General features: G+C 35.0%; 11 protein-coding genes and 2 pseudogenes. 10 read left to right on the top strand and 3 right to left on the bottom strand.

The features are described 5' to 3' along the window. Positions 1-38 precede the first annotated feature (38 nt). From OPR49_RS07715 to OPR49_RS07710, 3 genes and pseudogenes are all read left to right on the top strand, one after another. Positions 39-164 carry an ankyrin repeat domain-containing protein gene (locus OPR49_RS07715; RefSeq protein WP_084741744.1) on the top strand — a complete coding sequence of 42 codons (126 nt, stop codon included), beginning with the start codon at positions 39-41 and terminating at the stop codon, positions 162-164. Between the two features lie 92 nt (positions 165-256). Next, on the top strand, positions 257-484 hold the full coding sequence (locus tag OPR49_RS06925) for a hypothetical protein (protein WP_406833438.1): 228 nt from the start codon (positions 257-259) through the stop codon (positions 482-484). A 50-nt stretch (positions 485-534) separates the two neighbouring features. Then, positions 535-654, top strand: a pseudogene (locus OPR49_RS07710) (zinc ribbon domain-containing protein); the annotation flags it as partial. 452 nt (positions 655-1,106) lie between these two features. On the opposite strand, the gene OPR49_RS06920 reads toward OPR49_RS07710, so the two are convergent. Next, entirely contained in the window at positions 1,107-3,887 is a 2,781-nt protein-coding gene (locus tag OPR49_RS06920) for an ankyrin repeat domain-containing protein (protein WP_264377396.1), read from the bottom strand. 617 nt (positions 3,888-4,504) lie between these two features. Here OPR49_RS06920 and OPR49_RS06915 point away from each other — a divergent pair. Next, positions 4,505-5,526, top strand: a pseudogene (locus tag OPR49_RS06915) (IS110 family RNA-guided transposase). Between the two features lie 287 nt (positions 5,527-5,813). On the opposite strand, the gene OPR49_RS06910 reads toward OPR49_RS06915, so the two are convergent. Then, entirely contained in the window at positions 5,814-8,078 is a 2,265-nt protein-coding gene (locus tag OPR49_RS06910; RefSeq protein ID WP_191111445.1) for a hypothetical protein, read from the bottom strand. A gap of 9 nt (positions 8,079-8,087) precedes the next feature. Continuing rightward, complete coding sequence (locus tag OPR49_RS06905; protein ID WP_264688609.1) at positions 8,088-9,452, bottom strand: hypothetical protein; 1,365 nt, start codon at positions 9,450-9,452, stop codon at positions 8,088-8,090. A 281-nt stretch (positions 9,453-9,733) separates the two neighbouring features. Here OPR49_RS06905 and OPR49_RS06900 point away from each other — a divergent pair, with 281 nt between their 5' ends. The 6 genes from OPR49_RS06900 to OPR49_RS06875 all read left to right on the top strand — a co-directional run bounded on the left by OPR49_RS06900 (position 9,734) and on the right by OPR49_RS06875 (position 13,351). Further along, complete coding sequence (locus OPR49_RS06900) at positions 9,734-10,060, top strand: hypothetical protein (RefSeq protein ID WP_007549972.1); 327 nt, start codon at positions 9,734-9,736, stop codon at positions 10,058-10,060. Positions 10,061-10,451: 391 nt separating this feature from the next. Continuing rightward, the gene (locus OPR49_RS06895; RefSeq protein ID WP_007549519.1) at positions 10,452-11,069 is read left to right on the top strand and encodes an ankyrin repeat domain-containing protein; all 618 of its coding nucleotides are present in this window, start codon (positions 10,452-10,454) and stop codon (positions 11,067-11,069) included. A 24-nt stretch (positions 11,070-11,093) separates the two neighbouring features. Further along, positions 11,094-11,426: an ankyrin repeat domain-containing protein gene (locus tag OPR49_RS06890; protein ID WP_007549517.1), complete on the top strand. Its 333-nt coding sequence runs from the start codon at positions 11,094-11,096 to the stop codon at positions 11,424-11,426. A 31-nt stretch (positions 11,427-11,457) separates the two neighbouring features. Next, positions 11,458-12,813, top strand: a complete 1,356-nt coding sequence (gene tnpC, locus OPR49_RS06885) for an IS66 family transposase (protein ID WP_264688612.1) — start codon at positions 11,458-11,460, stop codon at positions 12,811-12,813. A gap of 46 nt (positions 12,814-12,859) precedes the next feature. Next, positions 12,860-13,033, top strand: coding sequence for a hypothetical protein (locus OPR49_RS06880; RefSeq protein ID WP_007549098.1), 174 nt, complete (start codon positions 12,860-12,862; stop codon positions 13,031-13,033). Between the two features lie 24 nt (positions 13,034-13,057). Then, positions 13,058-13,351, top strand: a complete 294-nt coding sequence (locus tag OPR49_RS06875; protein WP_007549099.1) for a hypothetical protein — start codon at positions 13,058-13,060, stop codon at positions 13,349-13,351. Positions 13,352-13,402: the final 51 nt, after the last annotated feature.

Genomic DNA, 13,402 nt, shown 5'->3' with positions numbered 1-13,402 from the left:
AAAACAAGCCTATTCATATTGCAGCTGATTTTTGAAATATCGATATTGTAAAGTTTTCTCTTAATAAGGGAGTAGAAGTTGGTACAAAAGGTAAAAACAATTGGACTCCTTTGCATTATGCTACCAATAAAGGATATCTAGGGATTGTAAAGCTTCTAATATAAAAGCAACAACAAGAATCATTTATTAATTCTAAAACCACAGATCAGTCTACTATGCTGCCAAGGAAGGACATTTATCAGCTGTAGAGTTTCTCATAGAAAAAGGAGCAAGAATTGATATTAAAAATTCCAATAATAGATCACCATTGGAACTTGCAAATGATGGAGGACATGAAGAAGTTGAAAGTTTACTAAGAAATGAATTACTTCTTGATGCTGTCAAGAGAAAAGACCGCAGTGGAGTAGAAGCTCAACTTGATAAAGGGGCTAATGTTAATTATGTACGTCGAGAAGATGGCTGTGCACCATGCTGTCAGTTATAACCATGAAAATCTTGAGTTTGTGAAGTTCTTAATAGGGAAAGAAAAGGTGAAATTATTTAGCACCAAAGATTAAAGAAGATATAGTAAATGGGAGGCAGCCAAGAAATTTGAAATTAGTTGATTTGAGAGAAATACCGGTGTTGTGGAGTGAGCAGATGGAAAAATTGTAAGGAATGGCGTCTTAATTTACAAAAGTAACAGAAAGAGTACGTGCCAGAAGGAGCTGATACGAAGGGCCATTCCAAAAGATGTTGAGGAAGTCAAGATTGATGTAAAAAAGCAAATCAATGTTATAAAAGCTGACACTCAATTATGCAAAAATATCAATATAAATGACGAAGATTTTAGCATGCTAGATACGACAATGGCAGAAAATGTATCGAATTTTAGCTGCACATTTTAATAATAGATCTGGGGAAAAATTCTATAGAAATCGAAAAATGCAACGTACAATACTCTAAATCCCAGCATACAACTCGAGAAAGTAGTACATGTGGACTAATCTACAGCTTCCTTTGAACCTGAAAGCGTACTTGAAAATTCATAAGTGCTAAGTAAATTCTTTTTTAACCATCTAAATAAACTTCCTCCATCATTGCTGTGTAACAAGTCATATACGGAGCTATGATCCACTTACAAGTAGTGACTTATGTTGGTGAGATTCTATCTTTAACTCGTCCATACTACACCTTGGTAAGCTTGAATAGCATTTTGCCAAGATTTTATTACTATTAAACAGTGGTTCAAAATGATCATGTCCCTTATTTACTATATGTAAGACATTATTGTCATCATAATCTATCCTATTATACTCACCTGTACTTCTTGATCCTAAACTATCTATTAGTTGATGCAAGGATGGATCTTGTTGTTCATCAGTAGCATGTAATGGATTACTCTCTACAACATGCAATTTTACACCATACTTTCCGCAAAGTATTCTACCTTCAACCTCAGGATCACCCCATCTATTGTTATTTAGAATATTTTTTGCATAAAAATCTGGAGTTTCCCTACGCACCACGCCATTATTATCATGACTGTTAGTAATAGCATTTATGAACCATTCTGGTGGGTTATTTCGTGCAAACTCTTTACAATATTGTCGCAATTGCTCAACAGTAGCTTTTATCCCTAATTGTTGTTCTAGTTCTTGTCTAAACGAATCAAAAAAACAGTTTCCATCTTCAATTGCTTGTCCTAAATAGAAATTATCAGGTATGTTTGATTTTTGTTCTTTATCACCTTGTTTTTCTGCTTTTTCAATAACTCCTTTCTCTAAACCAAAAATCTTACTCCAGTTATATTTACCTTCTAACCCCAATTTTTTACTTTCCTTTTCTGCTGCTTTAGCTAAGTCTGTTTTAGAAATATCCCCTTTTTCTTCACAGAATCTAGATAAAGTTTTAAAGATTTCTACCAGGTGAGTTTTTATGTCAAAATTCTTCTCCTTTTTTACAATATTAGACTCAATATAGCGTAAATCCTGTAATAGTTGTTGCTTTTCATTTACAGTTTGAGCAGCTGAACTAACTGTTTCGGAATATTGACAAAGTTTTCCTGATCTAGTAAAGAAACCTCGTTCTATGGCTTGATCAACTGGTAACCCCCCTAGTAAGCAATTCTTACCTATTTTTTCGTTACAATTTTTTAATTCCTCCAGTAAATCTTGATCGTTCACCTCTACTCTTATTAGATCTTTATTTTGTGTATCAGGATATAACCTGACCTCTAGTTCCCCCTGAATGGTATAGAAAGTTAATACTATATCACCACCTTCTGTAAGATCTGTGTAATTCCTTACACCATCTTTTGTGATAATCTCTACTTCACTATTACCGATCTTTACTATATTTCTTCCACACTTTACATCTCCATGGGTTAGCCCTAAATCCCTTGTTCCATCTGTAATTTGTGCAACATCTATTGTACTGTCCTCTGAATATTCTAAGTAAAAAGTAGCGTTATCCATTTTTGCACGATTTAACTTGCCGTTGGTCGCATTTTTTGCGATTTTCAGGAATTTCTGAGTACAATTAACATACTTTTCATGAGCTTTTATCATATTAGCTTTGTGATCTTTAAATTCTAATTCCAGTTCGCCAATTACATCTATACTGTTTTTAGTATAGCACGCTGCTCCCCACGATACCAACTTACATACTATATCACTTGCAACTTTAGGATTCTTTTCTAATCTACTAATTTCTTTTATTACATAATCTGTAAAGTTGTACTTTTCACCTTGAGAAGATTTTTTAGCGAAATTTAACATTACTCCGAAATCTATAGCTCTATCTACAACTTTTTCCAGTTGATCCATACTTTCAACTTGAGATATGTCATTTAAAAATCCACCTAGCACTATCTGTTGGTTTGGGATACTCCATAAAGTCCTAGGTGGAAGCAAACACTTTTTCTTCTTATTGCACATATTTGCATCTTTTTTAGGATCAGTTGCTCCTGCCTTTAGAAGTAAATCCACTGCTTCTTTGCAAGTAGCTCTAGCATAACTAAGTACTTTTGACATACCTACTCTATCCTGAACAATGAAAATCATTTTGAGATCCTGACTATTCTTATGTTTATCCAGAAACTTGCCTAAATTTTCAATAGCCTGACGATTAAAAACTTCACCTATAACATGAGGTTTTTTATAATCTTCAGGCGAGAGTATACCTAAAAGTATATCATACAGCTCTTTACTCAACTTTTTCTGATTGTCAGTTAAGAAGCATTCTAAAATGTGGCAGTTATTATTATCAATAGCAGTTTGTAATGGGGTTTTTCGTTTATTGTCCCGTATGTTAGGATCAGCTTTTCCCTCCAAGAGTAGATTTATAGTGAGATACCTATAGTTACTATCAGCAGCATAATGTAAAGGTGTTTTCCCTTCATTGCTTTCTATATTAGGATCAGCCCCTGCTTGTAGAAGTAAATTGACTAAAGTAGGACCGCTCTGATCATCATTGAGTCTTGAAGCAGCATGCAATAACGTTAATCCTGACTCTCCCCTTTTAAGGTTAAGAACAACTTTTAAATCTTGATCGTCCTTGTTATTTTTTAAAAAATTTTCAAGTTTTTTAGTATCGTACTCATGAAGATAAGAACCTATACCCTTAAGAGTTTTTAGTAATTCTTTATTTAACTTTTTTTGATTCTCGTTCAAATTTGTTGTATGAGCAAGCCATATACACACCAGCTCCTCAAATGAACATTGACCATCAACTAGAGATCTACCTCCATTTAATTCAGATGGAACCCATAAATATTTTTTAATTAACTCGTACTCTTCATCCAATAGTTTGTCTGTTTCTGACCACTCTTGTCCAGGACTTAATTTCTCTTCTAGCTTTTTGCTCGCTTGTTTACTTTGCCCGTTGATAGCTTCAGCAATAACCATATTTTCCTCCTAGCTTGATATATTATGTACAATATATAATATGAGTCAAGCTGATTTTAATATAATATTTTTATTATTTTGCAATTTTTGAGTTTTTGTAGTAAGTTCAGGTGTTTACATAAACTTTCTTTTAACCTAATAAAGATGCCTGATAGGATAGTAAACTTGCAACCTTGATTCAGAGTGTTAAGCAATCAACATAGCAGAATTTATAGTCTCTTTCCTTCCACATCAACTTCAACTTGACACTTCTATAAAATTCTCCGACATTGATTTTGAACTTACTACACGGATTTTTTTGCCTGCCCATCTGTAATCCACTACTCAATAAAGCCGATCTGGTTACAAAATGAAGTAGTCAATATAACACTATCAACCAATTCTAACTATAAACCTTGTATCTTGAAAAAAGCATCTAATGTTTTAAGCTTAAGCATTAGTTGGAGAAGGGAGGAACTCTGATATAAACCTTAGATATAAAATCTGTTTTGCAGATAAGAGCTCCCTCTCAAAAGTATAGGCTGGACGGCGTCTTAGAAAGACCTAAATGGTTCTAATTCTGTATTAACAAGGTTAGCCTTACTTTTCATTTTTAATGGTAACGTATGGGGTTATATATGATCAACAACTTTCTTGGCATAGATGTATCAAAAGATCGCTTTGATGTTTTTCTCTCATTTATAAGTAAAAAAGGAAAACGTGAAACTAGGAAAAGGAGCTTTAAGAACGATGATCATGGGTTTCAAGGTTTACTGAGCTTTCTACAAAAACATAATGTAGAACAAGTAAAAGCCTGCATGGAAGCTACCGGTTGTTATAGTGAAGCTTTGGCTGAATTTCTACACAATACTGGACATTTTGTTAGTGTTGTAAATCCTTATTGCATAAAATCCTACGCAAGAAGTAAGCTTACACGGCAAAAAAATGATCAGACTGATGCAGAAATTATTGCTGATTGTTGCCAAAGACAGGAACCTACTCGTTGGACACCACCTTCTCCTGAACTGAAAAAATTAAAACATCTTTATCGTTGCTCGGTTGCGTTAAAAGATGAATTGATATTAGTAAATAACCACTTAGAAAAAAAAGAGAGACTGCCCAAAGAAGTTGCAAATGCTTGGGAAGACCTTGCAATGAATATAGCTCAAAAAATAGAAACAATAAAAAACTCCGTACGTGAACTATTAAAGCAACACAAAGAGTTGTTGGAAAATTTTCAACTTCTACTGACTATTCCAGGAATAGGAGAGGAATCAGCAGTAGCTATTTTAGCTGAGGTTCCTGACATAGAAGTTTTTAGAAATGCCAGACAATTGGCAGCATATGCAGGAGTTATACCGAGAAATATAACATCAGGTTCATCTGTATATGCCAAACCCAGATTAAGTAAATCCGGTTCACAACCATTACGTAAGGCACTTTTCTTTCCTGCCATAGTAGCTAAGAATCACAATCCTATTATTATGAGCTTTTGCCAGAGATTAAAGGAAAAGGGTAAGCATAATATGGCCATAGTTGGGTCTGCAATGCGTAAGTTACTTCATATTGTTTTGGTATTTTAAGATCAAAAAAGGCTTTTGATCCTGACCATATCAAAAACTACAGGGCCAGGAGGTTAACTGAAGGTTTAGTACTTTAAAATCAAAAAATGCTTCCATTCTATCTTATGTAAAATGGCATCTTACACAAATTCATTGAATGTAATTGGTATGTTGATAAGTAAATTAGTTTTATATATACAAGACAGCAGAAATTTACTTATCAACATAACTATAATCTGTATCCGCTATACAGGATGTGAGTTGGAAGTATTTTTTAGTTTTACAATACAGCCTAGGCAATGAGACAATTTTTATAAATTTTTTGTTGACTGACAAGACGGCGTCTGCTATTTATGACAGACAATTAAACTCTCAATAATCCCTTTTATCTATAAGGAAAGTCGTCCACAGTGTCAATTCCTAAGTTATCTTTTATGCGTAGAACATTACTAACTGCTATAAGGGTATTTGGGACATTTTGTGCTGGTGCTGGCGCTTGATCATTAAATACGGCATACGAGAAAACCATTTTATCTCCATCAGTAATGCGATCAAACCCTCTACTCTGCAGATAACCCTCCACCTGTTCATCTGCTTCTTCTTCTCTATTTTGTACGTCTGCTTCAGTGGCAGCAAACTTTAGCTCTGTTCCAATCGGATGAGTACCTCCCATCCTTCCTATAGCTCGTGACAATACTAAGTCTAACTTTCCTCCTCCTCCAACCTGAAATTCACTAACTACCCTAGCAGGATTATCGCAAGTGTAAAATAATCCATGCAATGCAGCATGAAACCCAGCTTCTCTAGCATTATCTCTGTTCACTACCCATGCTAATGATTGGAGTCCTGCATTATTTGGCTGGGGTGGATTTAGCACGTTGGAAATTGCTTGGTAAAACCGTTCATGACTGTCTGGATCTTCATTTTCCCAGCCAGTATTCATCATTACATTTGCAGCGCGATGCACATTACTAACGCCACCTATTCGTAAAAGCTCACCTTGAAAAGGCTGATTACCTCTATCAAGCAGGTAGTCAGCAGGCGAGTCAAATGTTTCTACATTAACAGTTAAACCAAGATTATCATTTACTCCTCTTGTCCTTCTATTTATGGTCAAATTACACACCACTTCATGTACCATAGCATTCGGCCAACGCGATAGATCCAATCCATTGTCCGGAAAAAGTTGATTAGCCAATACGTGGCGAACATGAAATACGATCACCTCCTCCTTCTGGTCTCTACCTCGTGATACATGCAAAACCATAGTCAAAGCACGATCTCCAATATTTACTTGTGTATTGTATCTTTGCTCATCTAACATTTTTGCATTACCGTCATAGTGAAACAAGTGCTTATCTACTATTGCACGATTTCCTTCTATTGGCACAGTTCCTTTTGCAAATGCAATACTTGCGAAAGCAAATCCACTTGTATAGAGAAATATTCTTCTATCTCTAGCGTTAACACCACCCCTATTCCTAATACCTGGTACAGCAGGTACACCAAAGGCTGGATGGAGTAGATAATCCCTAACATTTTCTCCAATCTCCTCATCCTCTACAGGTTCAAATAATCTTTCCATTAAAGAAGAACCTTTTGCTAAAAAAGCCCTCACACCAAGCTGTAAACGTCCTGGGTTACCAAAATCGAAATTCACTCCAGCGCAGACAGCTCTTGGTGATAATGTTGGAATAGATATGGATGAAACGGGACATCCATTAACATAATTTCCAGCCTGCTCTAATGCACGGCCAGCATTCCTATCTGCTCTTCTGCCTGCCTTAAGTTCAGTTACACAGGGAACAGAATTAATTAACCTCTGTGTACCACGTACAATAGAAGTAATATCTGCATATCCACCACCTACAAACAGCTCAAGGTAAATATTGGCTACATTGCGATATCTAAAATGCATCAAAACACCGGAAACAAAACCATGATAGTCAGACTCTCTACCATAGAAGTCCAATGCCTGACTATATCTATCGTAGACACCAATAATATGCTGAAACACTTCCTCAGTAGTGTCGTGTACATCATCTGCATCATCACTTTCTAGCTGATTCATCAAATCCGGTAAATAATTATTTTGCAGCCCAGGTGTTCTGGTAATCTCTTGAAAACTATGTCTACGAGTTAAATAAGATGCATGATTTCCAGTAAACGGCCCTTGTCCTGCCTGAAATATCCTACATCTTACTGCTTCCTCTTCTTCATCTTCACCTTGATTATCCGCCCATATAAATGTTTTATACTCTTGCCATTCAAGCTCTTCATCTCGCAGGATACCTTCCAGCTGCTCCCTTTCCTGCTGGCTAAACCTAGAACCGTAGCTATTCTCTCTGTCAGCAATAGTATAGCACCTTACAACTCTTCTGTTATTTCCATCAGTTGTTAGAATTGCAACCTTTAGATTTCCCCTTCCAGGACTACCTGGATCATTATCAAAACGAAAGAAGATTCTTTCATCATTGTTTGCAACACCAGAATCATGTGCAGTAGCAAACATGCCAAAAAAGAACGCAGGAAAAAAGTGATCTTTGCCAACTGAATGCAGAAAAGATGGACATGAATCCAAGAAATATTCAAACTTTTCCGTGAATTCTCCACAATTTCCATTTATTAAACTTCTAACTAACCCATGCATAAAATACTCCTACTTATTGCGACCAGAAAAACTACTAACTTCAGTGCTTCCTAGTGTAGACTGTGGGTCACCAGCTCCACCAAAATCACCTCTTCCGTTAGGCACGGATACCGTATCTAATTCAGCAAACAACTTTTCTGCTAATTTACCATAGTCTATATTTTTTCTCATACCATCCCTACCAACCATTTTTAGGTTATCAACAACAGATTTTTTAAAATACATAAAACTTTCAACTGCACAAAACTCTTTGGCAAACTGTAGTACCTTTAACACCTCTTCCTTTTTTGTACAACCAAGTTGCCAATCGACAATCAATCCTGCAAGCGCACGCTTAATCGGAACCCTTCCATTAGAAAAAAATACCGCAGCTTTTTCCTCACGCCCCTCATGATTATTGAAATTACCACACTTTATAAGGTTCATTATAGCTTCCCTAGCTTGAATAGTTGACTCAGAATTTTCGAGCATCATGTCCGAAAGTGAGGAGAGAAGAAGAGTATAACTCCTAGGTGAAAGTATCTTATCCTCCAGTATTTTATCTTTAAACATCGGAAGTATAGCTTGCATCGTATCAAAAAAACCTTGATGTATCAACGCGCTAAAGAGAGAGTACACTCCTTTATCTTTTTTTGATAGCTCAGAATCTTTAAACAGCTTGTTTTTTGCTTGATCGCTCATTTTACTAAGACAAAAGTCTAAAGTAACAGCACCATTATGGTCACATTGAACAGAGGATAATATAGTAACTGCATCAGTAATTTTCCTTTCTCTTTCTTTTTCATTTAGAAGGCTATAAAAATATTCTACTCCTTCGCTCCACTTAAGTTCTATAGCTTTCTTAAATCCTTCTGTTGCGCTGACATGCTTCTTAAATTCTCCAGATTTTTTATCAACCCAAAAGCTAAATACAGGGTCTTGACTCTTCATATAACCCAACAACTCACTCTTTACATATTTGTTATTGCTAGTTGCAGGCTTACCATCATCATCTATCTCTTCAGAAGAGAAGCTACTTTTGTAAGATTCAAACTGCTTCTGAAAGAGCAAAGGAATTTTATCTATCACGCAGTATCGACATGCCATATCATATATAGGAAGAGGGTTCTTTATTTCGCCTATTTTTTCTTCAGTAAACCTCTGTCCTAAGATTGTATTGTTCAATCTCGTACCTGACCAACAACTTTCATCGCGAAATATGTTGTATAAGAATTGTAGCTTATCATCTTTAAGATATTCTACCTGCCTAATGTAAGTTTTTACCCATCTTTCAATAGCTGAACGCCTTTCAGCCATGACCTTGGAATCTGTATGTTGAATAACACTCTTTAACTTACTAAGCACTGCAGCATGACGCTCCATCTTTTTTGGCATTGTACCTCCTATATAAAAATATTGAGAGTACTATACAAAAGTTAGAATTAAATAGCAACACTAAAATCACCAAAGATAGAAAAAACTCCATGCAAAATATTTTCTATGTTCGAACAAATACAAAAATTCTATTGGAATTATAAGAAATACAAAAGAAAACATCCTTTACCGTTCAAGAAGTTAAACAAGAATCACAAGCGATAAAAGATATACTTACGTTATCATCACAGTCTAAAAATCTAGGCTATAACAATCAAAAAATAAGCGCAAAACCAAAAATAGTGGGAGCGGTTCTTAAAAAATCAGTTAAAAGTAAATCGATAGTACCATTAAGAGCTGAGAATCAAGATTATAGACAAGTAGTGCCAAAAGTGGAGGTGCCTGTTATAGTGGTTAATCGCAAGATGAAAAGTAAAGTAAAAGCAACAGTGGAAAATTTTGAGCAAAACCAAGCAAGAGAATGTGTAGGTATGCAACCCGCTAAAAGTAGTGCCATTATAGCAGCACAATCAGATGTTGGTATAAAGAAAAATCCATTAAAAGTTGCTTCCCAAGCTCAGTCATCCTTTATGAGAAATAAAAGATCTCTAGAAAATCCTGCAAAGTAGCAGTTTGATCATGAGCCTTGTGAAAGCTCTCTTAATTACACATGTAAACGTAAAGCAGTTAGTTACACAGTTTGAAAGACACCTAGAAATAGAGTGAATCCAAATAGATTCTCTAAAAATAGAGTTAAATTTGTTACTTGTTATAATTACAACTTCTATAGACCTGTTGCAAAAGGAAAGCTGCTGTTTTTTACGGTAGTTATTTTCAAAAAAAATCTGATTTACTTTACAGCAGGTCTTATATTATTTTGGAACTTGTTTTTCTACTCTAACTGCCTATTCTGTAAAACCTAAAGAGGTATGCATAAAAACTACTTGCATTGCTAATGTTATTCATTAGCATATAATCAAATCTAATATAGGTTTCTATATAAAATAGGCAGTGGAATTTATGCTCAAAGTGGAGCGTTCAATAGATTACTTAGAAAAAGAAAAAAATAATTCAGAAGCTTCCAAAATATTAGAGAAAGTACAACGTATAGGACAAGCTTATAAATCTTCTGAACTTAAACGTTATCGTAGGTTTGATAGTGATGGTGAAAGAGAGAAAAATACAGAGCTATTTTCTGCTATAAGAAATGGCAACCTGCAGAAAGTACAAGATCTTTTAAAAGCAGGAGTAAAGCTTAACATCATTGATAAAAATAATAAAGATAATACACCTTTACACTATGCTGTTGAAAGGGATAAAAAAGAAATAGTTAGAAAATTACTGCAAGAATGGAAGGCAGATGTTAACGCTAAAAACAATAAAGGTGATACACCTTTGCATATTGCTGTTTCCAGAAATAACAAAAAACTTGTATCGCTACTTCTAGATAAACAAGCAAGAAGTGATATCAAAAATAATGAGGGTAAAGAGCCATATGAATTAGCTAAAAATCAAGAGGTAAGCTATATTTTTAAACATAGGAGCTCTCATTCTTCTGACTATAATGATATTATGAGTCAAGCCAATCTTAATGAGGAGTTGATAAAAATTGTTAAGAGTAGCACCTCAGAAAAATAAAAATCAAACGACATTGAAGATCTTTTGAAGAAAGGAGCGAACATTAATTTTCAGGACGCTAATTATGAGTTAAATACACCGTTACATGCGGCTGTTCGCAAACAGGAACCTAAAGTAGTTAAGCTGCTTGTCAAAAATGGAGCAATACAAATCAAGAATAGTAAAGGTAAAATGCCACTAGATATTGCTAAAAGTCTTAATAACGAAGGTATTATTCAAGAATTAGGCAGAGCTTCACTTCTAAAAAGGGCAAATACTGGAGAAAACAAGCCAGAAATTGGTTCTTCTAAAAAGCCAAGAATTTCCGTAATCGCTCACAGAGATAAGGTGATTTACAAAGTAAATATAAAAGTGTAAAGAAATAGGAAGCTAAATATGGAATGGGTAAATGACAAAAGTGCTGCAAGAAAAGATTGTAGCAGAAAACGCTAATCTCAAGGAAGAAATAAAAGCGCTGATCAGAGAAAATGACAGCTTGAAAGCAAAAATAGTTGAATTACAAGACAAATTGGGCTTAAATTCGCAAAATTCATCGCTGCCACCATCACGAGATATATATCGTAAGAAAGCAAAAAAGAAAAGTGATAAAAAACCAGGAGGTCAGCCAGGACATAAGGGGCATAAGCGTGAATTAATGGCTGCAGACGAGGTAGTGAGCTGCACAATTGATACGATTTGTATGTGTGGAGGTAAGGTTACTTTAGAAGATGAAATTATTCATCAGAAGGCAGAATTGCCAGAAATTAAGCCAACTGTAACTGAGTACAGATTGCAAAGAGGACATTGTAGAGTATGTAATAAAAGAATTACAGCAAATTTACCCGAAGGTGTTGCAAGAGATCTTCTAGGATCTAATGCTAAAACAATTATAAGCAGCCTTAGCGGCTTTTTTATTAACTCAAAAAGAGAGGTACAGCAAATTTTAGGCAGTATTTTTAATCTAAATATAAGCCTTGGTTTAGTCTCAAATACTGAACGCAGGGCATCGAAGAAGTGTGCATCTGAATATGAGAAAATGAAGGAAGAGTTACAAGGAAGCGAATATTTGCATATAGACGAAACAGGACACAGAAATCAAGGAAAGAGAGGCTGGAGTTGGGTAATAACGAACAAAGCGTTGACACTTCTGAAGGTAAGCGAGTCTCGTGGTAAGAAGGTGTTGAAGAGTTTACTGCCAGAATATGATGGCATAGTTGTGAGCAATAGATACGCTGTATACAATTACTTCAATCGTGAAAATAGACAGATATGTTGGACACATTTGGCAAGAGATTTTGAGAGATTTGCCCATAGTAAAAATGTTGAAGTGAGCAAAATTGGCCAAGCACTAAAATCGCTCAGCAATAAGGTGTTTGTAGTAGACAAGGCAAAAAAACACAATTCGATAGATAATTTGAGATTTTATCGACTGATGCGAAAAATTCGGAAAAGGGTAAAACATTTTTTGCGTAAAATGACGAGGGTTGTAAATAGCACTCAAGCTTCAAGAATGGCCGCTAAGATGTTACGGTCTGAGGATATGATGTGGAAGTTTTTAAGAAAACCTGAAGTGATAGAAACAACCAACAACCTTGCAGAACGGCAAATTAGACGGTACGTAATTTATCGTAAAAACAGCTTTTTCACCTGGTCAGAACGTGGGGAAAGATTCGTGGAAAGAATGTTGTCAATATTTTTGACATCACGTCTAAATGGCCAAAACCCCTTTCAAAAGCTACAGAATCTACTAGCTGTCACTGCTTAGTTCTTTATTCATTCTCACAATCCGTGAACGGTTACGAATTTCCTTCATGAAAAAAGAAGAGCCTGAAGGAACAAAAATCGAAGAGGATGAATCAAGAACATACCTTGCTTCTGGATTAAATAATACTCTTCATGGCAACATTTACCAGCTAAAATTGTTAATGTTATTTTTAAAGCGTGGACTAGATAAAAGCTACTCTTTTCGTTTGGCTACAGAGTAGAATAATGCTGAAAAATTTGATGATTTGGTTTTTATATGTAATAATTCAAAATCAAAAAAAATATATCGTTTTTTGCAAGCAAAACACAAGCAAAATAAGGAGGATAATAAAATTGGAATAAGCGATTTACTCACAAAAAATAAAGATGGTGAATTTAATTTGGCAAAGTATTTCATTTCCTACTTAAAGATTAAATACAATCAAGACTTTATCAATGGTGAACTGAAAGATTTTGTTATTTGTACCAACATTGATTTTGATCTAGATCAAAGCAGAACACAAGATGCAGTAAAAAAGTTGAAAGTGCAAAAAAAATAAAGGAAAGGAAATTTTGGTTGAAACAATTAAAGATAATGATGTCTTCTTTAA

Source organism: Wolbachia endosymbiont (group A) of Bombylius major, assembly GCF_947251895.1.
In the GTDB taxonomy this organism is placed as follows: domain Bacteria; phylum Pseudomonadota; class Alphaproteobacteria; order Rickettsiales; family Anaplasmataceae; genus Wolbachia; species Wolbachia pipientis.
Note: the sequence above shows the minus strand (reverse complement) of the source record. Positions and strands in the feature narration are given on the sequence as shown.